Here is a 24,587-nt window from a genome sequence, read left to right on the forward strand (position 1 = left end):
GTCCGGCCCCGGTTGCGCTTGCGGGTGTTTAAGTCGCGGGCTGCCGAGCGCAGCAGGCCGGTGAAATCGGCGATCTTCAGGTCGAAGACCGGTGAGGTGTCACCGAGTTTGCTGTCCCGGACCTGGAAGTCAGCCGCGATCGCGCGGGCCTCAACGCAATCGGTATCGGGTTGCCCGCTGCTCCTGGACGATTTACGCCACGACGAGACTCGGGCCTCGACGCAGTTGGAGTTGGGATCGCCGCTGCTCCGGCTGGACTTCCGCCACCCAGTCTGCCTCATCGCTTGAGCTCCTTAATCGACCTTGTCAGGCCTTCTGTGGTGTCGAGGCTCATGCGATAGTGCTGCACGGACTCGACCTCCTCGAAGTATAGGAAGGCATTCTGAGCATCGACATAGACGATGTCGGGGTCGTCCTCCGCAGGGAAGGAGAGCAGGGTGAAGGGCAGCATGAGCAGCGGAGCAGGACCGCCAGCGAACGGCAAGTACCTCACGGTCGCGTGGTCGAGCGAGTCTGCTTCGACCATCCGGTCGAGCTGCTCCGCATCACAGCCATAGCGCAGAACAGCCTCGCTCAGCAAGAAGTGGTAGCGGCGTTCGCCGGTTCCTTCCCAGAAGGAACTTTGATCGCGAAGTCGGTTGGTCACGCCTTGCTCGATACTCTCCTCATCGAGGTTGGGGTTTCGGGTGAAGATATTCCGCGCATAGCGCCGGGTTTGGAGTTTGCCCGGCACCCAGGTGGATTCGTATTGCTGCACTTCGCTGGCTTGGAGTTCGAGTTCCTGATAGGCGTCGTAGCCGAAGACGCTCCTACCTCTTGGCTGCGTCCAGGTCGTGGCCTCCTTGAGCTCCCAGAGCCGTTGCAGCTCGAACTTCTCCTCCGAAGGCGTCTTGTACAGATCACACAGCGCTCCGATGATCGGGTAGGTCAGGCTGGACGCCTCGCCGCCCTCCAGCCGTTGGAGCGACCTGGTCGATCCGACGATGGCGGTGATCCTCTCGTGGCGCATCGGCAGACCTGCCTGCTCCCGTCTCAATCGGAGTCTCCGCCCGATCAGCTTGCGGCGCATCGATGCTTGGCGTGGTGGGTTCGCTGCCATGCATTCAGTAAAGCAATGATTACCGGTTTCGCAACCCCCATCAGAGCGCGGTTCTCGGTGGCGTTCCGCGTATGCCGCAGGGCCGTAGCGCAGCGCCACACTCTCAGCGCCACGGCCTCCCGCCACAGCGTAGAGATACGCCTTGACCAGCGGTTTTGCCCTTGATTCGATCTACCCTCGCGCCTAGCCTTCGAACTATCGCGATCAGCGCCATCGGGCGTCTATCCGAAGTGGAGGTATCCGCGATGAGTGATCAATATCGAAGCGGCGCAGGCCGAACCGACTCCCTTGAACGGGGGCAGTTCCACGACGACTACCGCATCTATAGGGTCCGCGCGTCGAGCGCTGATGCGCCGGACTCGTTCCAGGTCTATACGGGCGACCATGAGGACATCGTGCTCATCGTTTCCGGGCTGAACTCCGGTAAGGAGAAGACAACCTGGGGCCCGTTCTGGCGGAGTTTCAAGCCCAGCTGGAAGATCTGGGTCGAGGACGCGGCGTTCCGGGTGTTCAACAGGGGCCGTATCGAGGTCGCTTCCGCGCCGACGACGATCAAGTTCTGCGATGGCTAGGACTGTCAAGCCCGCCAAGGAACCTGAAGATCGGCCTGAGCGTCGCTCGGATGGGGAACCAGCGAAGTTCGGTTACCTCGGCGGGTTCGTCAGATACACCGCCAGGTTCGCGGTCTATGAACTCGGGCCGAGCCTGGGCGGCGGTCCCGGTTTTCCGAACCGGTTCTTGATCGATGTCGATGACGGTGCGGGTCCGCGCGAGTGCTGCCGCTTCACCGACGCCCCAGATGATGAGCCCGTCTGGAACCGCGCATGGAACGGCGATGCCTGGTGCCCGTGGATTCTGGAGCAGGCGCAGGCGTTGATGCCCGATCTCGGTGCGGAGTAGCCAGCGGCACAGCAAAGGCGCGTCCCCAGACGGCGGATTGGCGGATTCTAGGGGACGCGCCTTTCGCTCTCTTGCTAGGCCTGGAGGTACTTTTCCAGGTCGTCGAGGATCATGCCGGCGGCAGTGACGCCGATGCCGGTCATCCAGACCTCGTCGTCGACCTGGTAGGCCTTGCCGCCCTGGACGGCCGGGATCGACTGCCAGAGTTCGCCGCCGGTGTAGTCGGCGAGCATGGCCTCACCGTCGGAGCCGTAGGCGCAGTAGAAGATCACGTCGCCGCCGACGGTGTCGAGTTCTTCGGCGGAGACTTCCCCGAAGCGCTTGTCTTCAGCGTCGGCGAGCATTTGCAGCTCGGGGCGGGCGAGGCCGACGTCGCCGAGGACGATGCCGGAGAAGGAGTCCGGGCCGTAATAGCGGATCTGGTCGGGCATGAATCGCACCAGGCTCACTTCGGTGGCGAGCGTGTCGCCAAGGGCCGTACCGAGGTCGGCGGCGCGGGTCTCCAGGTCGGTCAGGAGCTGCTTCGCTTCCTCGCCCTTGCCGAGCGCGTCGCCGTCGAGCAGGAAGTTCTCCTTCCAGGTGATGCCGACCAGCTCGGTGAACACGGTCGGGGCGATCGCGTCCAGCTCGTCGTAGAAGGCCTCCTGGCGGAACTTCGAACCGAGGATCAGGTCCGGCTTGAGAGCCTCGATGGCCTCCAGGTCGGGCTCGGCGGAGGTGCCGACCACGGTGACGCCGGAGAGGTCGCCGAGGTAGGTCGGCAGTTCGGTCTCGCTCGCGCGGGCCGCGCCGATCGGGGTGACGCCGAGGGAGAGCGCGGTGTCGATCTTGTCGGTGTCGAGGACGACCACGCGCTGGGGCTCGGCGGGGATCTCCGAGGTGCCCATCGCGTGTTCGATGGTGCGGGTCTCGCCTTCGGCCTCGTTGCGTTCGGCGGCCGGGTCAGACGTCCCGCACGCGGTCAGCGCGAGCGCGCAGGCCGAGGCGGCTCCAAAGGCCAGGAGTCTTCTTCTCATTTCGGGTTCCCTTCGTCAACAGCAGGTAGATGAGGTAGACGCCGCCGAGTGCGGCGGTGAGGACGCCCGCGGGCATCTGGTAGTCGCCGAATGCGGTGCGGCCCAGCCAGTCCGCGAGGACGAGCAGCACGGCGCCGGTGAGTGCGGAGGCGAGGAGCGGCGGGCGCGAGGTGCGGGCGAGGCGGCGGGCGATCTGGGGTGCGGCGAGGGCGACGAACTCGACCGCGCCGACTTGGGAGACGGCGGCGGAGGCGAGGACGACGCCGAGGACGGCGAGGCCGATGCGCTGGCCGGTGACGCGGACGCCGATGCCGGTGGCGGTGGGGTCGTCGAGGTCGGTGGTGTCGAGGGCGTGTTGGGCCCAGATGAGAGCGGGGAGGGCGAGGGCGAGAAAGACGCCGAGGAAGGCGGCTTCGGTCCAGCCGCGTCCGGCGAGGGTGCCGATGAGCCAGATCTGGGCGCGTTGGGCGTCGATGGCGTCGGCGGCGAGCAGGAGGATCTGGGTGCCGGACTTGAGGAGGACGGCGACGGCGACGCCCGCGAGGACGAAGCGGGGCGCGGAGAGTGAGCCGCGGGCGGCGGCGAGGAGGACGAACGCCGCGGCGGCGAGGCCGCCGGTAAGGGCGGCGGGGGCGAGGAGGGCGTAGCCGAGTCCGGCGGTGAGGGCGAAGGTGGCGGCGAGGCCGGCGCCTGCGGTGACGCCGACGATGTCGGGGCTGGCGAGGGGGTTGCGGGCGACGGACTGGATGAGGGCCCCGGCGATGCCGAGTGCGGCCCCGGCGGCGACGGCGAGGACGGTGCGCGGCAGGCGGAGGACTTCGATGGTGCGGTCGTAGCCGGTTTCGCCGGTGAGGGTGGCGAGCGTGTCGGCGAAGGTGATGTAGGTGTCGCCGATGCAGAGTGCGGCGGTGATCGCGCCGAGGAGGGCGATCAGGAGGAGGACGCAGACGGCTGCGCTGCGGCGGTGGACGGTGAGTGAGAGGCGACCGGCGCGGATGACGCTGCGGCCGGGGAGGGGCAGGGCGGCGGGTTCGCGGCGAGGAGTGTCGGTGCGGCTCATGCGATCACCGGCCGGGTGTGGCGGGCGAGCGCGAGAAGGAGAACAAGGGGAGCGAGGCTGCGGCGGCGCTCGTGGGGCTGGAGTCCGGCGCGGCTCAGGCGATCACGATCCGGGTGTGGTGAACGGGCGAGTGGGAAGGCACAGGCGGCGACGCGGAGGCGGTGGCTGGTCGTCGGGCACGCGCCGGTGTGGAGGACGGCGCGGCCTCGAGGCGGCGCGGCGGCAAGTTGGCTTCGGCTAGCGGCACGACGCGGGTGCCCGGGGCTGTCGTCGCGGCGTGCGAGTTCGGGACTGTCGTTGCGGCTCAAGCGGTCACCGTCCTTGCTCTTCGCACCAGCACGATCAGCATCGGCGCTCCGATCACGGCGCAGATGATTCCTGCGGGTGCTTCTCCGGGGACGACGACTCTGCCGATGACATCGGCGGTCAGCAGCATGGATGGGCCGAGCATGAGGCTCAAGGCGATCTGGGTTCGGTGGGTTGCGCCCACGGCCCATCGGGCCAGGTGCGGGATCGCCAGGCCGATGAAGCCGATCGGTCCTGCGGCGGCCACTGCCGCGCCCGTCAGGAGCGCGACGGTGATCGCGGCGGTCGCGCGCGTGAGTCCGACTCGGTGGCCGAGACCGGCGGCGGCTTCCGCACCGAGTTGCAAGCCGTCGAGGCCGCGGGCGGCCAGGATGGCGAGGGCGATGCCGCCCAAGAGGAACGGGGCCATGCCCCAGGCGACTTCGGCGTCGCGTCCGGCGAGGGAGCCGACGGCCCAGAACCGGTACTGGTCGAAGGAGTGCACGTCGGTGGCGAGGACGGCGTAGACCATCGCCGAGAGGCTCGCGTCGAGCGCGGCCCCGCACAGCGCGTAAGTGACCGTGCCGCCGCCGGTGTTGCGGGCGGCGACGGTGGAGACCGCGTAGCCGACGAGTCCGGCGAGGAGCGCTCCGGCGATGCCGAGCCACACGTACTGCCCGATGCCGGTGAGGCCCAAGACGCTGAGGCCGATGACGACGCCGAGGCTGGCGCCGGCGGCGACGCCGAAGATGCGCGGGTCGGCGAGGGGGTTGCGGGTGAGGGTCTGCATGAGGACCCCGGCGACGGCGAGGCCGGCTCCGGCGAGGAGGCCGACGGCGGTGCGGGGGAGGCGCTGTTCCCAGACGACGGCGGCCGCGATGGGGTCGGCGCGGGTGAGGCCGTGCCAGAGTTCGACCGGGGTGAGGTCGCGGGCTCCGATGGCGAGGGAGGCGATCACGATGAGGCCCAGGGCGATCGCAGCCGAGGTGATGGTGAGTGCGCGCCCGCGCGCGGTCTGGGCAGGTCGAATTCGGGCGGCGGGGAAGGGCACGCACTAGAGCATAGGCGAGCCTAACCTAATGGGAAAGGGTCGTGCACGGAATGTGATCCGCGCTCGCCGAACCCCAGGTCATTCGGGGAGGCGGATGCCCTTCGCGACGGCCTCGACCACATCGAAGCCCTTGCGCTCGAAGGGATCGCGGACCTCGACCGCCAGGCCCGGCTCGATGAGGCGGGCGATCTCGCGCTCGCTCGCGAAGCCGTCGTCGCCGAAGGCGCTCGGGATCCAGTCTCCGCCGCGCTCGTGGTACTCGATCAGGAACTCCCGCAAGGACTTGAGGTCCTTCAGGCGCGACGCGCGCATCACCTGGACCTGGAGGTCGACGCGCCAGCTGTCGGGTTCGACCTCGGTCTCCCATACGCGCTGGGTGCAGTCGACGCCTTCCCATTCGGTCACGAAGTCAGAAGGAATGCCCAGGCCCTGGGGCAGGTGGGTGAGGGCGAGGCCGTCGAGGCGCCCTTCTGTGCCGCTGATCGTCATGCCGAGATCGTACCCATTTGGCCGACCGGGAAACCGGAGGTTCGGGGCAGCCCGATGCGGGCAGGAGCGCCGGCACGCGGGATGTCCACATAAGGATGATTGCGTAAGTTTGCAATGTCCTGTGGGTAAAAGATTGGCTTCGCCCCTTGCGTTCTCATGACATCCCATGATTCGATGATTCACGAGTGATCTACGCATTTGCGTGCGTCGCCTCCACCCGTCCCCTGAACCGCCGGCACTTCCCCCACAGGAGCCTCCATGCATGCAGTCAAGCGCGCCGCGAAGCGCGCGGTCGCCGTCGCCGCCGCAGCCTCGGTCGCCGTACTCACGGTCCTCGTCCTCGACACCGCTCCCGCACAGGCCGTCCGGCCCCCGGGAATCCCCTCCCTCTCGACCGCGCAGTCCGAACTGAACGCCCTCACTGTCGCCAATGAGGCGAACGGCGACAGCTACGACCGCGACCTCTTCCCGCACTGGAAGGCCGTAGACGGCACCGACGGTTGCACCGCCCGCCAGTACGTCCTCAAGCGCGACGGCAGCAACGTCGTCACCAGCGACGGCTGCCAGCCCACCTCGGGCACTTGGGAGTCCGACTTCGACGACGCCACCACTACCAGCGTCTCGAACGCGACCATCGACCACGTCGTGGCACTCTCCGAAGCCTGGGCCTCCGGCGCCTCGGAGTGGACGACGGCCGAGCGCCAGGCCTTCGCGAACGACATCAACTCCCCGCAGCTGTGGATCGCCACCACCTCGGCGAACTCCTCCAAGAGCGACTACGACCCGGCCGAGTGGATGCCCGTGGACACCACCGGACTCCGCTGCGACTACGTCAAGGCCTGGACCCACGTCAAGTACCTCTACGACCTGAGCGTGGACTCCGCCGAGAAGACGGCGATCCAGTCGCACTTCGACACCTACTGCTAGACACGGCGAACGGCGGCTCACCTGCAACAGGTGGGCCGCCGTTCCGTTGGTCTAGGAGTTGGCCAGCGCGATCAGGCCGGTGAACAAGGCGAGCCCGCACGCGACGATGCCCAGGATCAGGCCCGTCGTCGCCAAGCCCTTGCCCGAGACGCCGCCTCGCGCGGCCCGGATCTGGCGCGCCGCGTAGACGCCCAGCGAAACCGAGCCGATGCCGAAGAGCGCCGCGAACATGAAGAAGGTCAAGCCCGCCAAGGGGCTGAAGATCGCACTGATCAGGCCCGGGACGGCACCGATGATCCCCGCGATCCCCGCCACCAGTGATCCGATGGCCGGGCCCGAGGGAATCGGTTTGAGGCGCGGCTGCACGATGTAGAAGCCGTCGATCATGGCAGGTGCAGGGACTGCCATCTGCGGCCAGACCGGCTGCATCGGGTAGGCGGGATACGGCTGCTGGTACTGCTGCTGCGCGTATCCGTAAACCGGAGGGCCGGGCGGTGCTGCGGGCGCCTGAGGAGGCGGCTGCATGTGAGGTTGGTACGGGTCCTGCGCGGTCACGCCACCAGACTAGCTGCCTCGAAGCGATCTCGCGACTTCGGCGAAGTACTCGTCCACCTCCCCCATGTCGTAGCCGCGCAAGGTCAGCTGGAAACCGAGATTGGCGAGGGACTCGGGGTGCGGGGGCGCGCCGGCTTCGGTCGCTTTTCTGATGCGGGCCACGGCACGGTCGACTTGGGCTCGGTCGTATCCGCGAAAACGGACAGAGAAGAAGGGGTTCTCCATACGTCACAGTCTGACAGGTCCCCGCCACGCAATGGGTTCGCCCTGCCCTTGGACAAATTTCGACGGTCATAACAACACGTAACGGCCACAAGTTAAGTGAGGAAACGTCTCACCCATTTCACTTGATGCCGAATTGTCCGTGAGAATGGCGCGACAACGGCTGTAGCTGCACGGGCGTCCGCTTCCGATACCGCTCCGGGCGCGAAAGCCGCGGCATTGACCAATCGCGGCAAGGCCCCGATATCCGCACTGAGAGCGCCGAGTCGGGCGGCGGCCTCCTCCGCGTTCGCGTGGCCGGGGACCTTCACTCCGGCGCGCGCGGCCTCCGCCAGCACCTCGGCCCAGGCCCCGGCGACCCGCTCGGCCGGACTCCCCCGGGAGAGCCGGCGGCGACGGCGCAGCATCCGGCGTGCCTTGAGGGCGAACGGGACGCAGGCCAGCAGCAGCCCCGCGGCCGCGTACCAGACCCAGCGCGGGATCCCGCCGTCCGCCTGGCCCGCTTCCTCATTGAAGTCGCCGTCCTGTTCCAGCGCCTCGTCGTTGAAGTCCTCGGCCTCACCGCCGCCGCCCTCGGCGTCCTCGGGGCTCGGCGTCTCCTCCTCCATCTGCTCGAGCGTGTCCTCGGGCGGCGAAGGGACGGCCCCGGAGGCCGGCATCGGATCGAAGCGGACCCAACCGGGCCCGTCGAACGCGACCTCGGGCCAGGCCTGGCCCTGCGCGGCCGTCACGGTGCTCGACCCGGAGGGCACGTCGAAGCCGACCACGACCCGGCTCGGCAGGCCCACCATGCGGGCGAGGACGGCGTACGCGGCCGCGAAGTGCTCGCTGGTGCCGCGCTGGCCGCCCGCCTCGACGGGGCTGCCGAGGAAGAACCCGAGGGCGGGCATGTCGTGCCCGGAGGGCGCTTCGGCGCTGAACGCGTAGTGCTGGGAGAGGAAGTCCGCGAGGCCTTGGGCGCGTTCGTAAGGCGTGTCGTACGTGGTGTTGATGTAGTCGGCGATCGTCGCCATGATCTCGGGGTTGCCGGGCGGGACGGCCACGGTGGTGGCGTCCGAGAGGTCGGGTCGCGCGGTTTCGGCTGCGGCCGCGTCGGTCGCGACGAGCGCGGAGTCGACGTGGAAGCTCGTCCCGGTGGCGAGGCCGTCGGGCGTGAGCAGGCACTTCGTGTAGAGGTTCACGGCGATGGGCAGATCGGTGACGCTCGCGGGATCGGCGGCGGCGGGCACGAGTTTGCCGCCGAGTTCGATGATCTCGACGTCCGCCGAGTAAGTGGCCTCGCCCGAGCCGGGCACGACGGTGCCGGCGGTGCGGAAGTCGCCGGTGGACTGCCAGGTGGTGCCGTCGTATTCGGTGAGCGCGGCGAGACGCATCCAGGCGTCGCCGCTCGTGTCCGCCTTGAACAGCTCCTGCTCGGGGAACTTGGCCCATTCGGCGATGCGCACGAGCGGGTTGAGATCGATGTCGGTGAGCTGCGGCGGCTCGACGTACTCGCGTGGATCGCCGGGGCTGGTCGTGACGAGGCGGGCCGCGGCCGGGCCGAGGACCGCGACGGCCGCGAGCAGCACCGTGGTGGTGATGACCGCGCCCATGAGCGCGGGCGTCTTCGAAGGGGCCGGGCCGTCCACAGTGGCGTCGCGGTCGGGTCGGCGTTCGGGCGGCGCGGCGGTCACGGCGAGCGCGGCGGCGGCGAGGACGCAGTAGGCGATCGCGTAGAGCGGACCGGCGTCGGCGTTCGGGCCGACGAGGTAGAGGCCCGCGCCGTACAGGAGCGTCGGCGGAAGGCAGCCGAGGAGCGTGCGGCCGTAGCGGATCGCGAACTCGCAGGCCAGGGTCGCGGCGAGCCACGTGAGGAAGACCGGGACGACCACGGTGTCCGGGACGGGCTCGACGGGGATGAGCGCGGTCAGCGTGCGAGGCACGGCGTTGACGAGCGCGTCCACCACGGTGACACCGAGCGGGTCCGTGCCGTCGCTCGTGATCGCGATGGCCCCGAGGAGGTACGCGGCCAGGCCCGCGGCCGAAGCTCCGGGGGCGAGGAATGAAGGTTTGTTGCGCAGCGCGAAGCCGATCGCGAACGCGCCGAACGAGGCCCCGGCGACCAGGTATATGAGCAGCTGGCCGTGGTAGACGCGGGCGGCGACGGTGCCCGCGAGGAGGCACATGAGGGTGAGGCACGCGGCGACGGCGGCGACGCGCAGGCGGTAGCGGGTCCGCCTCCTGGTCTGTGGGTTCATAGCCGCGTGCCGCCGTTGTTCCAGGCCGCGGCGAACTGCTCGCCGTCGGCGGCGCGGATCGTGGGCACGCCCCCGGCGACCGCGGCCGAGGTCGGGAGCCCGGCGGCCAGGTGCACGGCGATCACCGTGGGGTACGCGCGTTTGAGCGTGGCGAGCCGGTCGGTGGGCGGCTCGGTCCCGGTGATCCACACGAGCGTGTCGCCGTAGCGGGCGGCGGTGAGCCGCTGGACGTACACGCTCAGCGAATCGCGCGCGTCGGGATTGAGCTCGGCGAGGAGGTCGCCGTACGAGTCGCGCCCGGCCCCGGAGACGACCGCGCCCGAAGCGGGCACGAGCGCGGCGTGGTACTCGGCGCGGAAGCAGGCGGTGAGGATCGAATAGGCCGCTTCGCAGGCCGCTTCGAAAGGATCGAGCGTCGGCCAGCTCTCTGCGCGGTCGTCGATCGCGATCGCGACGGTGGGGAGCGAGGTGTCGAGGTGCTCCTTGACCATGAGCTTGCCGATGCGCGCCGACGTGCGCCAGTGGACGTGGCGGAGTTCGTCCCCGATCACATACTCGCGCAAGGCATGGAACGTGAGCGAGCCCTGCTCGACCTTGTCTGCGGTGCCTTCGAGCGAGCGGGCGAGCCCGTCAGGGGTGCGCCCGAGCTGATGCAGGCGCGGGTGCACCCACAGGCGCGCAGAGGGACCGAAGGTCCCGGCCGTCGCGGCCAGGCCGAGGAGGTCGCGCTTGCCGATGCCCAGCGGCCCGGCGTCGACCACACCGCGACGCTCAGCCTGGATCGCGTATCCCGCCCCGGCGCTCTTGCCGGGGCGCAGGCGCGCGAGCGGAATCGAGACGCGGCGAGTCTCGAGGCCGTTACCGCCGTATGTGTCCACCGCGCGGGCGTTCACGGAGCGCCAGCGCCCGATGTTGCGCACGTTCAGGTGGACGGTCGCGGTGTGGCCCACCGAGATCCGGTCGGGAGCCACGCTCCGCTCGACCTCCAGGCGCGGCTTCGCGGCGATCACCGAAGCGGCGGCGACGCAGGCCAGCGCGGCTGCCGCGCCGAGCGCCGCGAGTTCCGGATAGCCCCAGGTCCAGCCCGCCACGAGCAGGCCGACCGCCGCGACGGCGAGGCCGACGCCGCGTCCCGTGACCGGGACGGCGAGCGCGAGGTTCGCCACCCGCGACGCCGACCGCGCGGCACGACGGGAGACCAAAATGGACTTACCGGCCTCGCCCGGTCCGGCTCCGGCGGCCTGACCGGTCTCGCTCATGCCGCCGATGCCGGCAGCGGAACGGAGACCTGATCGAAGGCGTCGGCGACGATCGCCGCGCCGGTGGTGCCGCGCATCGCCGCGTCGGGGGCGGTCTGGATGCGGTGGGAGAACACCGGTCCGGCGAGGGCCTTCACGTCCTCGGGGATAATGTACGTGCGGCCCTGGGACAACGCGAACACGCTTGCGGCCCTGGTCAAGGCGATGAGGCCACGGGGGCTGACGCCGACCGAGACCTGCGGGTGGTGCCGCGTCGCGTTCGCGAGCTGCACCAGGTAGGCGTACAGCGGGTCGGCGATGTAGACGTACTTCGCCATCTCGGCCATCTGCGCCACGGTGTCGGTGTCGACCACGGGAGTCAGGTGCTCGGGGCTGCGCTGGTGGGTGCCGCGCAGGACCTCGATCTCGGCGGCCTCCACGGGGTAGCCGACGGAGAGCTTGACGAGGAAGCGGTCGAGCTGGGCCTCAGGGAGGCGGTAGGTGCCGTCCATCTCGACGGGGTTCTGGGTCGCGACCACGAGGAACGGCTGCGGCACCTGGTGCGGGTTGCCGTCGACGGTGACCCGGCCTTCCTCCATGACCTCGAGGAGCGCGGACTGGGTCTTCGGGCTGGCCCGGTTGATCTCGTCGGCGATGACGATGTTCGCGAACACCGGGCCGGGGTGGAACTCGAAAGCACCGCTGGCCTGGTTGAAGATCGTCACACCCGAGACGTCGGAGGGCAGCAGGTCCGGGGTGAACTGGATGCGGCGCCACTGACCGGAGACGGCCGCGGCGATCGCCCGGGCCAGGGTGGTCTTACCGGTCCCGGGCACGTCTTCGAGCAGGATGTGGCCTTCGGCGAACATGGCGGTGAGCGCGAGGCGCACCACTTCCTGTTTGCCGAGCAGGACCGAGTCGACCGCTGAGGCCAGCGCCTCGAACGTCCCGGCGAACTGCTCGGCCTGCGCGGCGCCAAGCTGGACCGGCTGCTGCAAACGCCTAGGCACTTGCAGCGGATGGGTCTGCGAGGTGTCGTGCATCGGTTGTCATCTCTCTTGGTCGCTAACAGGCCGGGAGGTCGCCGGTGGAGTTCTTGTCCACGCCGTCGATGTTGATCCAAACGAAGGGGATGTACGCGTTGGCAGCGTAGTCGATCTTCACCCACTTGTTCGATCCGTCTTTTCCGCGGTGGTAGTCGGCGTATCCGTCCGACTCCTGGCCGCGCGGGGTAATGGTCGCATCGCCGGTGGTCCAGCAGTAGGCCTTGTAGCGGTCGCCGGTGTTGGTGGTGCCGAGGCTGTTGCCGGACTGAGACGCCGAGGGATAGATGCTGACGCCGTCGACCGAGTCGCAGTAGTTGTTGTTCACGTCGACGTCGCAGCCGAAGTAGACCTCGCCGTTGATGACCGTGGTGCTCACGGTGCGGTTGCCGGTCGTGGCGCTCCCGGCCGGGTTCGAGATCTTCACCGAGTAGGTGTGCTCGGTCGAGGCCTTCAATCCGCTCTGGGTGAGGCTGTCGCACGAGCCCTCTGCAACAGGCGTCTGTCCGTCTCGGAGCAGTTGGCAGGTCGCTTCGCCGCCGCCGTCGTCGTAGGTCATGTTCAGTGTGATCGAGTTCGCGGTCGCCGAATCGCCGCTGATCTGAACGCTCGGCTCGCTCATCGTGTTCGAGGTGGTCTCGGCGGGTTCGGACTCGCCGGCCTCGTTCACCGCGGTCACGGTGACCACGACCTGCTCGTTGTTGCCGAAGCCGGAGAGGCTCGCCGTGGTCGTGTTCCCGTCGACCTCCTGCGTCTGGCTTCCCGCGCGGACGATGAACTTGGTGATGTCGCGGCCGTTGTTGGACGGCCGGCTCCAGGTCACGTCGATCGTTCCGGCTGCCGAAGAGGAGCTTTCGGCGAGCAGGTCGGTCGGTGCGTCCGGGACGTTGAACGGGGTCACCGAGTTCGACGGGGAGGAAGGCGCCGAGGCCGCGGCCCCGGCGAGCGTCGTCACCTGGAAGACATAACCGGTCCCGTATTCAAGGGTCCCTTCGGGAACCGTGAGAGTCGTCGAATCGGACTGACCGACCACGGTCTGCCCTCCGTCGCCGATGGCATCGACCTGGTACCCGGAAACGTCGTTGCCCTGGCCGTCGGCCTCGTCCCATTTCACGGTGACGGTGCCGTCGCTGTTGGCCGTGGCCTCGACGCTGCCGACCGGGTCGGGCACCTCCGCGGAGGGAATGATCGACGGCGAGGTCGCGGTCTCGCCCTGGCCTTCGGCATTGTGGGCGGTCACCGTGAAGGTGTACGGCGTTCCGTTCTCGAGGTCGCCGATCTCCAGGACGCGCTGGTCCGGGGCGATCTCCCAACTCTCGCCCGCGCCTTCGATCGTGTACTTGGTGAGCGCGGAGCCGTTGTTCGGCGCGGCGTCCCAGGACAGGTTGATGAGGCCGTCGCCGACGGTGCCGCGCAGGTTGGTGACCGCGCCGGGCGGGCCGATCTCGGGCGCGGCCTCGCCGTCGCCCTCATCTTCGCCTTCGTCGCCGCTCTCCTCTTCCTCGGGCGGGGCGTTGCCGCCGAGGATGTCGTCGCGGTCCTTCTCGGCTTGACGGGCGTTGCCGTCGGAGGAGACGACGACGGCCGCGTTCGTGTTGACCGCGTTGGCGAACAGCGTGTCGCCGGTGTGGTACATCTCGAGGGGTCCGCCGCCGGCGTCGATCTCGATGCGGTCGAGTTCCTTGCCTTCGAGGTCGTAGACCCAGACGAGGCCGGAGGCGCCGTCGGGCACGTAGATGCGCTGGTGGAACTCGACGGAGGCGCCCAGGAGGTTCGAGGGCGCGGCCGAGATCGAGAAGCTCTTGGTGGTGTCGTCGTTCACCGTGATGACCGAGGGCGGGTCGGTCACGGTGACCGAAGCGATCGTGCCGGGGCTCGTGTCGGCGGTCTCGGCGGGGCCGGCGAGTTCGACGTCGGTCTCGGAGCGGCGGCCGTCGGTGCGGATCGTCGTCATCTTCTTGGCGGTGGAGTTGAGGACGGCCACGCCGTCGCCGAGGACCGTGAGCGCGAGTTCCTGGCGGGGCTCGGCGACGACCTCAGTGGCGACGGTCTTGGCGCCGGACTCCTTCGGCTCGATCTGGACGATCGTGCCCTCGCGCGGGACGCCGACCCAGAGCTTCCCGCTCGAGTCGAACGCGCCGCCGGTGAGCCCCGCCGGGAACTGGAGCGGGTCGCCGATCGCGGCGAGCGTGCTCGGGTCGACCTGGTTGACCAGGCCCTGGGTCTGGTCGATGATGAACGCGCCCTCGTCGGCGAGGGCCAGGCGCACGCCTTCACCGGGGGCCGTCTCGGCCTCGCCGGTGAGTTCGAGGGTGGAGAGGTCGATCGCGGAGACCTTGCCGGTGGCGATCTCGCGGAGAAGAAGGTGCGAGTCGGTCTGCTCGATCTGGACGGCGTTGCCCGCAGCGTCCGTGAGTTCGAAGCGCACGTCGGTGGCGGCGGTGAGGCCGTTGACGCGGGCGATCTCGCCGGCCGGGGTCGTCCACAGCCACAGGCTCTCGTCTTCGAGATCGGAGTCGCGGCTGAACGCGCCGGTACCGAGGAGGGTGGCGACGAGCGCACCGACGAGCACCACAGGGAGGCCGATCGCGATGAGCAGGCCCTTGACGTTGAGGCGTCGGGCGTCGACGTTGCGAATGGTCATAAGGGGGAAGTCCTCTGCGGGGTCAGCTATGCCGGTTGTCGGGGCGCGAGCGCCAAATAGCCCCTGCTGGTGCCGTCGGGGTCGGCACACGAAACCGAGCCTAATTCGTAGGCGCAATCAGGACTAGGCTGCCATTGTCACAAGACGGTATCGGTCTGGGGTCGCCCAAAGTGGCCCGATCCGGTCAGGAACCGACGCGTACAGCTGCGCAAACGTATGGCTCGCAAGCGTTGCCAAGGCAGCGCGAGCAGTGTCCGAAGAGAACAAGACGGCGGTGCGCATGCGCACTGCCTCTGGTGGCCTCAGACTGCCTTGACCTCCAGGAGCGATTCGAGGGGTTCGAAATCCTTGGGGTTCCGGGTGAAGAGCGGCAGCTGGTTCCGGATGGCGATCGAGGCGATCATGAGATCGGCGGTGAACGTTCGAGGCTTCCGACCGGCAGCGAGGGTGAGCAGCGAGACGGTTCCGAAGACCTGGGCCGATCCCTCGTCGAACGGGAGCGGGTTGCGGAATGATTGTTGCGCCCAATTCAGGACTTGTTGTCGGCGAGCCTGCTCGAGAACGTCGCTGCGCGCGGCGTGCGGCCCTGCGTGCAGTTCAGCGAGAGTGACCGCACTGATTGCACTGGAATCGGGAAGCCCCTCCCGGGGCAACAGGTCGAAGTCAATGACGACCGAGGTGTCGAGGACTCCGAATTCGTACCTCGGCGCGCGCTCAGTCATTGCGTCGCTCATACGGGTCTCGCCAGTCCCAGTCGATGGCTTCGGCCAGGTCTTCTCGGAAACGGCGGAAGTCCACCCGCGGCAGTCCCACCGCGCTCTGCTTCAACTTGTCGGTGGAAGCGAACGGACTCTCGTCCACCAACGGCATCAGCCGGGCGATCGGGGTGCCGTTCCTGGTGACGATGATTTCCTCGCCTTGCTCGGCCGCTCCCAAGACACTGGCCGTGTCGTTGCGGAGCTCCTTCTGCGTGATCCTTCGGCTCATGAACCCATACTACAACCAGACGCAACAGAATTGCCCCATGCACAACTCACGCCTGGTCGCAGCAGCGTATTAGGCGTGTCGCCGATCCGCCTTCCGGACACAAAACGGCGGTGCGCATGCGCACCGCCTTCGTCGTCTGCCGGTTCTCTCGTGCTCGGCGGCGCAGTGGACGCCGCCGATTCCCGTCTTCGCATCGCTCGTCGCTAGGCGGCCTCGCCGAGTTCGAGGACCCCCGCGCGGCGGGCGCGGGCGACGCCGGCGAGCGCCAGGATCTCCTGCGCCACAGGCCCTTCGGCGAGTTCGCCGGGCGTGTAGACCGGGGCGTCCATGCCGGCCATGGCCTCTCGGATCGCCAGTTGGGACTGGGTGAGCTTGCCGGAGGCGGCGATCACCGGCAGGCCCAGGCCGCGCAGGTGCAGCGCGCCGTAGCGGGCACCGGCGGCGTCGGCCGCGGCGAGGACGACGCCGTCGACGAGCTCGCGCACCAGCGGGTGCTCGAGCAGCGCGGAGGTCTCGGCCTGGAGGATGCCGTCGGCGATCTCCATGACAACGGCGTCGACGTCGTGCGCGGCGGCGTGGTGGTAGAGCGTCTGGGCGAGTTCGGCCAGCTCGGGCACCGGGATGCCCGCGGTGGTCGGGTAGCCGCCGTCGGTGAAGTCGGCGGCGACGACCGCGCCGGAGTCGCGGAACATCCACGGGTCTCCCCCGGCGCCGGTGCCGGTGATCTTGATGCCGGCGACGCGGCGGCCCGAGCGGGCCAGGCCGCGGATGACGCTGGCGGCGGTGGTGGACTTCCCGGCGTTCATGGAGGTGCCGACGACGCAGACCACCGGCGGGTGGTCCCCGAGGCCGAACGGCGCGAGCACGCTGTAGCGCCGCAGGTCGATCGGCACGCCCTCGCGGTCGGCGAGGATCCCGAGGGGCTCCAGCCGGGTCGGGGGGCGCATGTCGCCGTGGCGCGAGAGGACCTCGCCCGCGACGCCGCCCGCGGCGACGAGGTCCACGGACGTGCCGAGGACGTCGGGCACGCGCGACTCGTACTGGTCGGGCGCGTAGCGCTCGCCGAAGGCCAGGAGGATCTCGTCTCCGGGATAGATGGCGGCCTTGCGGCCGGTGGCGAGCTCGAGCCAGTTGTGGTGCCCGATCGCGTCGACCCGCGCGGCCAGGATGTGGCCGGGTCGGGGGGCGCATCCGTCGACCAGCGTCAGCCCCGGTGATGTCAGGTCGACATTCCGGACCGCGTAGGCGACTTTGAGCCTTGAAGCGAGCTCAGCGGAGAACTCACGAATGCGCATGCACACTCCAAAAAGGACAGAAAGGGTCAGCGGGACGTGCCCGCTTAAATGGAAGTACACCAGTGGTGCAGAACGTGACCATGGTGGTTTAGCGCAACGATCGCTGCGCTGTCGATGGACGAATATTACGGCCTCGAGTCGACCTTGTAAAGGGTGGTTCGGGTAAAACTGCGGCGGCGCCGGAGTGAACCTCCGGCGCCGCCTGAATTCAGTGGTCTAGCTGGGCGAACTCATAGTTCGCGGGCCCTCCCGGCGACGTCCCCGATGACGATGACGGACGGGTGGTGCGCTTCGGTGGTGCCCAGTTCGGAAAGCGCGCATTGGCGGACGGTCTGGTTCTTCGTCGTCGCGTTCTCGACGATGCGCACCGCGGTCTCGGGGGCGCGGCCCCCGGCAATGAGCGCCTCAGCGATCGCGGCGCGGTTCTTGACGGCCATGAGCAGCACGATCGTGCCGTGCCCGGCGCCGAGCGCGGCCCAGTTGACCTTGCTCTGCGGCCCCGGCGGGACGTGGCCGGTGGCGACGGTGAAGTCGTGGACGACGCCGCGCTCGGTCACGGGGATCCCGGCGGCGGCCGGACCGGCGATCGAGGAGGACAGGCCCGGGACGACTTCCACGGGCACCCCGGCCTCGACGCACGCGTCCAGTTCCTCGGCGCCGCGGCCGAAGACGAAGCCGTCGCCGCCCTTGAGGCGGACCACGAACTTGCCTTCGAGGGCGCGCTCGACCATGACGGCGTTGATCTGCTCCTGGGTGGTGTGCCGCCCGTACGGGAGCTTCGCGGCGTCGACGATCTCGACGTCCTCGCCGAGCATGTCGAGCAGTTCCTGCGGGGCGAGCCGGTCGGAGACGACCACTTCGGCCTGGCGGAGCAGTTCGAGGCCGCGGAGGGTGATGAGGTCGGCGTCGCCGGGGCCGGCGCCGACGAGCGCGACACCTGCGGGGCGGGTGGTGCGGTTGCGGGGGGCGTCGATCTCGCCGGTGCGCAGGGCGGCGGCGATCGAATCGCGGACCGCGGCGGCGCGGCGGGGGTCGCCGGAGGCGGAGACGGCCACGGAGACGCCGTCGAACGCGGCGTGCGCGAGCGTCCAGGCATCGGAGGCTTCGGCGTCGTCGGCCCGCACGCACCAGGTGCGGTGGGCCTCGGCCTCGGCGGCGACGGCCGCGTTCACCTCGGGGGCGTCGGTGGCGGCGAGCACGAACCAGGCGTCGTCGCCGTCGCCCGGGCGCCACTCGCGCCGCTCCCACTGAATGTCGCCCGCGGCGGCGTAATCGGAGAGCGTGGTGGTGGCCTCCGGTGCGACCAGCAGGACGCGGGCGCCCGCGGCCAGCAGGCGGGGGACCCGGCGCCCGGCGATGGAACCGCCGCCGACGACGAGCACCGACTTGCCGTGCAACCGCAGACCGATCTCGTAGACCGACACGTGTGCCTCCTCCAGCACTCCCAGTAAGACTCGACAAGCGTATGCGGGTTTCATCGCGGACATCTAACCGGCGGATTGCGAGCCTGTTACGCGAAACCCGCGGTGCGCGATTTGCCAGAGTTATGTGAGCTCGCATTGCCTTCAGTGCCTTGAAGAAAGCGATGCCGGCGGTCGTGAGGTTTTTCACCTTGAGACCATCCGTGTGCCCTAGGCTGGTTATATGCGTGATCGACCCCGCCAGCACCGTGTGCCCGGACTGTCCGCGCACGGGAGCGACGAACCCGGACCATCCGCCGAAGGCGTGTACGCCCTGTTGCGAACGAGTCTGCTCGCCGGCCTCGCGATCGCCGCACTGATATTCCCGCTCGCCGCAATGGCGGGCCTGAGCGCGAAAGCCGGATTCGAAACGATCGACACGCTCTCGGTCGAAGTCACCCAGACCGACCCGCCGCTGACCTCCTACGTCTACGCCGCCGACGGCGAGACCCTCGTCAGCCTCTTCTACGACGAGTTCCGCCGCCACGTCACCTTGGACGAGGTCGCTCCCGTCATGCAGCAGGCCATGGTCTCCGCCGAGGACTCCCGGTTCTACACGCACAACGGCGTCGACTACCGGGGCATCGTGCGCGCCATGGTCGCCAACAACTCCTCCGGCGGCGTCCAGCAGGGCGCCTCCACGATCACCATGCAGTACGTGCGCGGCGCGCTCCAGCTCAACGCCGAGTCCATCGACGAGGTCATCGCGGCCACGGAGCAGACCGCGATGCGCAAGCTCCGCGAGGCCCGCCTCGCGATGGCCGTCGAAGAGCAGCTCTCCAAGGACGAGATCCTCGAGCGCTACCTCAACCAGGCCTACTTCGGGCACAACGCGTACGGGATCTTCGCCGCCGCCCAGGTCTACTTCTCCAAGCACCCGTCCGAGCTCAACCTCCAGGAGTCGGCCACGCTCGCCGGGCTCGTGCAGGCCCCCTCGGCCTACGACCCGATCACCTCCGACCAGACGCGGGCGCTGGAGCGCCGCAACTGGGTGCTCGACCGGATGATCGACATCGACTACCTCTCGCGGGGCGACGCCTCCGAGGTGCGCGGCCTGCCGATCGAACTGGACATCTCGGACCCGCCGAACTCGTGCATCGGCATCGAGGGCACGCCCAGCGAGTTCGGCTTCTTCTGCGACTACTTCCGCCGCTGGTGGCGCGAGCAGGACGCCTTCGGGGCGACCCCGGCCGACCGCGAGCGCGAACTGCGCCAAGGCGGGTACACGATCATCACGACGCTCGACCCCGAGCTGCAGAAGCTCGCGAACGACACCGTGAACAAGGCCAAGAGCGACGAGTCGAAGCTCGCGCACGGGGCCGTCGTCATGGAACCGGGCACGGGCCGGGTCAAGGCCCTGGGGCTGAACCGGGTCTTCTCGTACGACCAGAAGCACAACGGCCCGCACTCGAACCCGTCCTTCGACCGCAAGGGCAACTACCCGAACACGGTGAACCCGGTGCTCGGCGGGGGCGCCGAAGGCGGCTACCAGGCCGGTTCTACGTTCAAGATCTTCACGATGCTCGCCGCGCTCGACGCGGGCTATCCGCTGAACTACAACATCAACTCCCCCAACCAGGTCCGGACGAGCTTCGTTTCGGCGACGACCGCTTGCGGAGGGAACTGGTGCCCGAAGAACGGCGGGGCCTCGATGGCGGGCAACCGCGACATGTGGTCCGGGTTCGGGATGTCGGTGAACACGTACTTCGCGCAGCTCATCGACCGCGTGGGCGCGGACAAGACCGTGGAGATGGCCGAGCGGATGGGCCTGAAGTGGCGCAGCGAGGGCGACGCGTACTACGCCTCGGAGGAGAGACGCGCGGGCTGGGGGCCGTTCACGCTCGGCGTCTCGGACGTGCAGCCGATCGAGATGACCAACGTGTTCAACACGCTCGCGGCCGAAGGGCTGTACTGCGAGCCGATCCCGGCGATGCGCATCATCGACCCGAACGGGCAGGAGCTCGACGCCGCCCTGCCGCGCTGCCACCAGGAACTGGACGAGGACGTGGCGCGGGCCGCGACCGACGCGGGCAGGTGCGTCACCGAGACGGCGAGGAAGGGCGCGCAGTGCGGGCCCTGGGGCACCTCGAAGGTCGTCGGCGCCCTGGCCGGGCGGCCCATCGCGGGCAAATCGGGTACCACCGACAACAACCGGGCCTCGTGGTTCCTGGGCTACACGCCGCAGCTGACGGTGGGCGGGTTCATGGCCGATCCGGACTACATCTTCAACCCGGTGGGCCAATCGAACACGACCACCTCTAAGCAGACGGTGGGCACGATCTTCCGAGAAGCCTTGAAGGGCGTGGAGGAGATCAAGTTCAATCCTCCGTCGAGGCAGATCCAGTTCGAGGGGAAGGACTGACGACCGCTTCGGACTCAGCGGCCTCCGGCTCGTCGCCGGGGGCCGTTTCGTTCGCGGCTTCGTTCATCTCCTTGCGTTCGCGGCGGGCGAGGGCGATCCAGCCGACGGGGACCATGGCCGCGAACAGCGCCCACTGGACCGCGTACGAGTAGTTCTGCCAGTCCTTGAACGAGGGCGTCTCGAGGGCGGTGAAGCCCTCGGCCGGCTCGATGTCGGCGACCCACGCCGAGCGCAGCTCGTAGTCGAAGTACGCGCCGAGCATGTCGTCGCTCAGGCGGCGCGACTCCAGGTGGCCGTCGGTCTCAGTGACGCCGCCGCTGGACTCCTCGTATTCGTAGACGCGGCCGGTCACCGTAACCTCGCCGGCGGGCGCGGCCGGGTAGTCGGGGACGTGCCCGGTGCTCTCGGAGGCGACGAAGCCGCGGTCGACCAGGAGCGCCGTGCCGTCCTCCAGGATCAGGGGGGTGACGATCTCGAAGCCGTTGAGGCTGTTGTTCGTCTGGGCTCGCAGCACGATCTCGTGCTCGGTGTCGTAGACCCCGGTGGCCTCGACGAGGGTCCATCGGTCGTCGTCGTCGAGGGCGGTACGGGCGGGCAGGGTCTCGTCCAGGGGAGCGGCCTCGGTGCTGGTCTCGATGACCTCGTTCGCGGCGGCGCGCTCGACGGCACGGCCCCACTGCCACTGGGAGAGCAGCACGCACACGACCATCACGACCAGGCCCGCCAGGGTCAGCGCGAGCCAGCGAGGTGCGAGGACGAATCGGTATCGCTGCATCACGCCGCCGAGTGTAGACGGGTCTTAGACTTGCGCCCCATGAGCGATGTAGTGAATGCGGTGCGCGCCGCCATGCCTGCCGTGCGCGCCGATCTGGAGGCCCTCGTCAAGATCCCGGCGATCGCCTTCGAAGGACTCGACCACGAGCCGGTCCGACAGGGTGCGAACGCCGTCCAGCGACTCCTCGACGAGGCCGGCGCGGCCGAGACCCGGCAGCTGCGCCACGGCGACGGGCAGCCGAGCGTGTACGCGCACTTCCCCGCGCCCGCAGGGCAGCCGACGGTGCTGCTGTACGCGCACCAGGACGTCCAGCCGGTCGGTGACCTCGCGAAGTGGGAGCAGCCGGACCCCTTCACCGTGGTCGAGAAGGACGGGCGGCTGTACGGCCGCGGCGTCGCCGACGACAAGGCCGGGGTGATGGCGCACGTCGCCGCGCTGCGCGTGTACGGCGGGAAGCCGCCCGTGGGCGTGAAGCTCCTCATCGAAGGCGAGGAGGAGTTCGGCTCCCCCACCCTCGAAGGGCTGCTGCGCGAGCACCAGGACCTCTTGGCCGCCGACGTCGTCGTGATCGCCGACTCGCAGAACTGGCGCACCGAGGTTCCGGCGCTCACGACCACCCTGCGCGGGGTCATCAACGTGTACGTGGAGGTCGCGGTTCTCAACGGCGCGATCCACTCCGGGATGTTCGGCGGGCCGATCCCCGACGCGCTGACCGCGCTCGCGCGGCTCGTCGCCACCTTGCACGACGACAACGGCGACGTGGCGGTCGCGGGCCTGGTCTCGAGCCGCAGCAGCGACCTCGACTACGACGAGGAGGCCCTGCGCCACGAAGCCGGGATGCTGCCGGGCACCGAGTTCATCGGCACAGGGCGGATCACCGAGCGGCTGTGGTCGAAGCCGACGGCCACGGTCCTCGGCATCGACGCGCCGGGCGCGGCGGAGTCGGCGAACGCGCTGCAGCCGCGCGCACGCGCGAAGATCTCGTTCCGGCTCGCGGCGGGCGACTCGGCCGCCAACGCGCTCAAGGCGGTGCGCGAGCACCTCCAGGCGAACGCGCCGTGGGGCGCCGAAGTCACGGTGACTCCCGAAGGCGGCCTTGGCGACCCGTGCGCGATCGACGCGACCGGGCCGTCGTTCGACGCCGCGCGCGCCGCATTCGCCGAAGCCTGGGACGGCACCGAGCCGGTGGAGATCGGCGTCGGCGGCTCGATCCCGATGATCGCCACGTTCCAGGAGCTGTTCCCCGAGGCCGCGATCCTGGTCACGGGTGTCGAGGACCAGTACTCGAACCCGCACGGCCCCAACGAATCCCTCGACGTCAAGATGTTCGAGCGGGTCTGCGTGGCCGAAGCGCTCCTGCTGGAGAAGCTCAAGCGCTGAGAGCGACAGAACGGGCCCGGTCATGCGACCGGGCCCGTTCCACTGTGTCTAGAGGCCGTCCTTGAGCTTGCGCATGAGCTTGGCGAGCGGGTCGCCCGAAGTCTCGAAGAGGTCCTTATAGGACTTGGCGGCGGCCCTGGCCTCGGCCGTGGGCGAGGCGTCCTTGTCGTCGTCGCGCTTCGGGTACTCCCCGGCGAGGTACTCGCGGTACTCGCCGTCGTCGATCCAGGTCTTGAGCGAGGCGGCGCGTGCCACGGCGAAATCATGGCTGCGCTGCTCCAGCAGCACGAGCTTCAGGAAGCTGTCGCGAAGGTCGCCGCCGGTCTCGAACTCCTTGGCCTGCTCCAGGAACGCGGCCGTGTCCACGTCGTGGAGGTCGCCGCCGCCGGCCATCTTCGCCATCACGCGGATGGCCGCGGCCGGGTCCTGGACGGCGAGCGCGCCGGCCCGGTCGGCCGAGAGCTCGGACTTGCGGCTCCACTCGTAGAGCGCGGCGGTGATGACCCGCAGCCCGACGACGCCGACAGGCACCCAAGCGACCGAAGTGGTCAGACGCACCAGCACCATCAGCAGCGTCCGGTAGAGCCCGTGCCCGGAGAGGGCGTGCCCCAGCTCGTGCGCGAGCAGGAACCGCAGCTCGGCCTCGTCGAGCATGTCGAGCGAACCGGAGTTGATCACGATCATCGGCTTGTCGATGCCGATGCACATGCCGCCGAGGTCGGGATTGCGGGTGATGTAGAGGTCCGGCAGGTCGGCGGCGTCGAGGACCGCACCCACCTGCTGGTAGTGCTCGTAGACGCGCGCGTACTGGTGGCGGTCGACGCGGATCGAGGAGCCCATGAGGCTCAGCCGCAGGGCCCGCTCGGAGATCATCCCGGACATCTTGCGGAGGAGGATGTCGAAGCCGCGCAGCTCCCGCAAGGCCACCAGGGCGCCGCGGTCGGCGGGATGCTCCCAGGCCCGAGTCGATATGCCGCGCAAGATGACCGGCCCGCGCGCCGATTCCCTGATCTCGACCGGACCGCTTTCGTCCGGTGTCTGGTCGTCGCTCATGCCCGCTCCTCACGGTTGGCTCTGCTGCAAGTGTGTCACGCCGACGCCACCAGTGATGTCCAGCGATGCCATCACGCGCGAACGGCACGGCCCCAGGCCGATCGGCGGGCCCCGCTCTCCCGCCGTTCCAAGCGTGTCGCAATTCACCCTCGAAGTCCGCAAGGGCCCCAAGCAGTCAGGACGCATAGCGGGCATTGACGCCCACATAGGGCGAGATAACGAATCAGCGTCAACAAGCCGCGCGCGGCTTGACACTCACGCCCGCAAGGACTACTCATTGATGTGGGTCAGCAATTCCGGGGCGTCGTGAAGAATCGTTTGGGGTGTTCTTGCGACGCCCCGTATCCATGCCCTCTTCTGGACTCCCCAGTCCCTCAGCCGCCCGATGTCCGGGTATTCTTGCGCTGGCGCGGCGCCCTGTGCGGCCCCGCCCGGCGCCCGTAGCTCAGCTGGATAGAGCACTGGACTTCTAATCCAATGGTCGCAGGTTCGAATCCTGCCGGGCGCGC

22 protein-coding genes, 1 tRNA gene and 1 pseudogene are annotated in these 24,587 nt (G+C 69.0%); 6 read left to right on the forward strand and 18 right to left on the reverse strand.

The window, feature by feature from the left end; translation table 11 throughout:
* Positions 1 to 53: 53 nt before the first annotated feature.
* Together ACFO8M_RS06660 and ACFO8M_RS06665 are read right to left on the reverse strand one after the other, a co-directional pair.
* Positions 54 to 281 (reverse strand): annotated as a pseudogene (locus tag ACFO8M_RS06660) (DUF397 domain-containing protein); the annotation flags it as partial.
* Entirely contained in the window at positions 278 to 1,099 is an 822-nt protein-coding gene (locus ACFO8M_RS06665; RefSeq protein ID WP_387972265.1) for a DUF5753 domain-containing protein, read from the reverse strand. The gene ACFO8M_RS06665 and the pseudogene ACFO8M_RS06660, both read right to left, overlap by 4 nt.
* 245 nt (positions 1,100 to 1,344) lie before the next feature.
* Here ACFO8M_RS06665 and ACFO8M_RS06670 point away from each other — a divergent pair, with 245 nt between their 5' ends.
* Positions 1,345 to 1,671 carry a hypothetical protein gene (locus tag ACFO8M_RS06670; protein ID WP_387972268.1) on the forward strand — a complete coding sequence of 109 codons (327 nt, stop codon included), beginning with the start codon at positions 1,345 to 1,347 and terminating at the stop codon, positions 1,669 to 1,671.
* Complete coding sequence (locus tag ACFO8M_RS06675) at positions 1,664 to 1,999, forward strand: hypothetical protein (RefSeq protein ID WP_387972270.1); 336 nt, start codon at positions 1,664 to 1,666, stop codon at positions 1,997 to 1,999. The genes ACFO8M_RS06670 and ACFO8M_RS06675 overlap by 8 nt, the downstream gene beginning before the upstream one ends.
* 74 nt (positions 2,000 to 2,073) lie before the next feature.
* Here ACFO8M_RS06675 and ACFO8M_RS06680 read toward each other — a convergent pair whose 3' ends face one another.
* The 4 genes from ACFO8M_RS06680 to ACFO8M_RS06695 form a co-directional block, all read right to left on the reverse strand.
* Entirely contained in the window at positions 2,074 to 3,015 is a 942-nt protein-coding gene (locus ACFO8M_RS06680; RefSeq protein WP_387972273.1) for an ABC transporter substrate-binding protein, read from the reverse strand.
* Positions 2,942 to 4,075 carry a FecCD family ABC transporter permease gene (locus tag ACFO8M_RS06685; RefSeq protein WP_387972276.1) on the reverse strand — a complete coding sequence of 378 codons (1,134 nt, stop codon included), beginning with the start codon at positions 4,073 to 4,075 and terminating at the stop codon, positions 2,942 to 2,944. Before ACFO8M_RS06685 ends, ACFO8M_RS06680 begins: the two co-directional genes overlap by 74 nt.
* Positions 4,076 to 4,379: 304 nt before the next feature.
* Complete coding sequence (locus ACFO8M_RS06690; protein WP_387972279.1) at positions 4,380 to 5,411, reverse strand: FecCD family ABC transporter permease; 1,032 nt, start codon at positions 5,409 to 5,411, stop codon at positions 4,380 to 4,382.
* A 78-nt stretch (positions 5,412 to 5,489) separates the two neighbouring features.
* Complete coding sequence (locus tag ACFO8M_RS06695; protein WP_387972282.1) at positions 5,490 to 5,900, reverse strand: hypothetical protein; 411 nt, start codon at positions 5,898 to 5,900, stop codon at positions 5,490 to 5,492.
* Between the two features lie 258 nt (positions 5,901 to 6,158).
* Between ACFO8M_RS06695 and ACFO8M_RS06700 the strand changes: the two genes are divergently transcribed.
* A complete protein-coding gene (locus ACFO8M_RS06700; protein WP_387972285.1) occupies positions 6,159 to 6,827 on the forward strand; it encodes an HNH endonuclease family protein in 669 nt (222 codons plus the stop codon).
* A gap of 51 nt (positions 6,828 to 6,878) precedes the next feature.
* Here ACFO8M_RS06700 and ACFO8M_RS06705 read toward each other — a convergent pair whose 3' ends face one another.
* From ACFO8M_RS06705 to cobA, 10 genes are all read right to left on the reverse strand, one after another.
* Positions 6,879 to 7,352, reverse strand: coding sequence for a hypothetical protein (locus ACFO8M_RS06705; protein ID WP_387972287.1), 474 nt, complete (start codon positions 7,350 to 7,352; stop codon positions 6,879 to 6,881).
* A gap of 39 nt (positions 7,353 to 7,391) precedes the next feature.
* Entirely contained in the window at positions 7,392 to 7,607 is a 216-nt protein-coding gene (locus ACFO8M_RS06710; protein WP_387972290.1) for a DivIVA domain-containing protein, read from the reverse strand.
* Positions 7,608 to 7,699: 92 nt separating this feature from the next.
* Positions 7,700 to 9,841, reverse strand: coding sequence for a transglutaminase-like domain-containing protein (locus ACFO8M_RS06715; protein ID WP_387972293.1), 2,142 nt, complete (start codon positions 9,839 to 9,841; stop codon positions 7,700 to 7,702).
* On the reverse strand, positions 9,838 to 11,100 hold the full coding sequence (locus tag ACFO8M_RS06720) for a DUF58 domain-containing protein (RefSeq protein WP_387972296.1): 1,263 nt from the start codon (positions 11,098 to 11,100) through the stop codon (positions 9,838 to 9,840). Before ACFO8M_RS06720 ends, ACFO8M_RS06715 begins: the two co-directional genes overlap by 4 nt.
* Positions 11,097 to 12,122 (reverse strand): AAA family ATPase, encoded by a 1,026-nt coding sequence (locus ACFO8M_RS06725; protein ID WP_387972298.1) that lies wholly within the window; start codon positions 12,120 to 12,122, stop codon positions 11,097 to 11,099. The genes ACFO8M_RS06720 and ACFO8M_RS06725 overlap by 4 nt, the downstream gene beginning before the upstream one ends.
* Positions 12,123 to 12,144: 22 nt before the next feature.
* Positions 12,145 to 14,766: a fibronectin type III domain-containing protein gene (locus tag ACFO8M_RS06730; protein ID WP_387972301.1), complete on the reverse strand. Its 2,622-nt coding sequence runs from the start codon at positions 14,764 to 14,766 to the stop codon at positions 12,145 to 12,147.
* Between the two features lie 302 nt (positions 14,767 to 15,068).
* A complete protein-coding gene (locus ACFO8M_RS06735) occupies positions 15,069 to 15,488 on the reverse strand; it encodes a type II toxin-antitoxin system VapC family toxin (RefSeq protein ID WP_387972304.1) in 420 nt (139 codons plus the stop codon).
* Entirely contained in the window at positions 15,481 to 15,753 is a 273-nt protein-coding gene (locus ACFO8M_RS06740) for a type II toxin-antitoxin system Phd/YefM family antitoxin (protein ID WP_387972307.1), read from the reverse strand. The genes ACFO8M_RS06735 and ACFO8M_RS06740 overlap by 8 nt, the downstream gene beginning before the upstream one ends.
* A 203-nt stretch (positions 15,754 to 15,956) precedes the next feature.
* Positions 15,957 to 17,048: a DUF1611 domain-containing protein gene (locus ACFO8M_RS06745; RefSeq protein ID WP_387972310.1), complete on the reverse strand. Its 1,092-nt coding sequence runs from the start codon at positions 17,046 to 17,048 to the stop codon at positions 15,957 to 15,959.
* Between the two features lie 230 nt (positions 17,049 to 17,278).
* Positions 17,279 to 18,472, reverse strand: coding sequence for a uroporphyrinogen-III C-methyltransferase (cobA, locus tag ACFO8M_RS06750; protein ID WP_387972312.1), 1,194 nt, complete (start codon positions 18,470 to 18,472; stop codon positions 17,279 to 17,281).
* Between the two features lie 220 nt (positions 18,473 to 18,692).
* Between cobA and ACFO8M_RS06755 the strand changes: the two genes are divergently transcribed.
* On the forward strand, positions 18,693 to 20,870 hold the full coding sequence (locus ACFO8M_RS06755; RefSeq protein WP_387972315.1) for a transglycosylase domain-containing protein: 2,178 nt from the start codon (positions 18,693 to 18,695) through the stop codon (positions 20,868 to 20,870).
* On the opposite strand, the gene ACFO8M_RS06760 is transcribed toward ACFO8M_RS06755, so the two are convergent.
* A complete protein-coding gene (locus ACFO8M_RS06760) occupies positions 20,827 to 21,645 on the reverse strand; it encodes an SURF1 family cytochrome oxidase biogenesis protein (protein WP_387972390.1) in 819 nt (272 codons plus the stop codon). The two genes, ACFO8M_RS06755 and ACFO8M_RS06760, sit on opposite strands and share 44 nt — an antisense overlap.
* A 39-nt stretch (positions 21,646 to 21,684) precedes the next feature.
* Between ACFO8M_RS06760 and ACFO8M_RS06765 the strand changes: the two genes are divergently transcribed.
* Positions 21,685 to 23,025 (forward strand): dipeptidase, encoded by a 1,341-nt coding sequence (locus tag ACFO8M_RS06765; RefSeq protein ID WP_387972318.1) that lies wholly within the window; start codon positions 21,685 to 21,687, stop codon positions 23,023 to 23,025.
* A 48-nt stretch (positions 23,026 to 23,073) separates the two neighbouring features.
* Here the strand turns inward: ACFO8M_RS06765 and ACFO8M_RS06770 are convergent, their stop codons facing one another.
* Entirely contained in the window at positions 23,074 to 24,078 is a 1,005-nt protein-coding gene (locus tag ACFO8M_RS06770) for a M48 family metallopeptidase (protein ID WP_387972320.1), read from the reverse strand.
* A gap of 434 nt (positions 24,079 to 24,512) precedes the next feature.
* Here ACFO8M_RS06770 and ACFO8M_RS06775 point away from each other — a divergent pair.
* Positions 24,513 to 24,586, forward strand: a tRNA-Arg gene (locus tag ACFO8M_RS06775).
* Position 24,587 lies beyond the last annotated feature (1 nt).

The sequence above is a fragment of the Glycomyces rhizosphaerae genome (assembly GCF_042647865.1).
Classification (GTDB): Bacteria; Actinomycetota; Actinomycetes; order Mycobacteriales; family Micromonosporaceae; genus Glycomyces; species Glycomyces rhizosphaerae.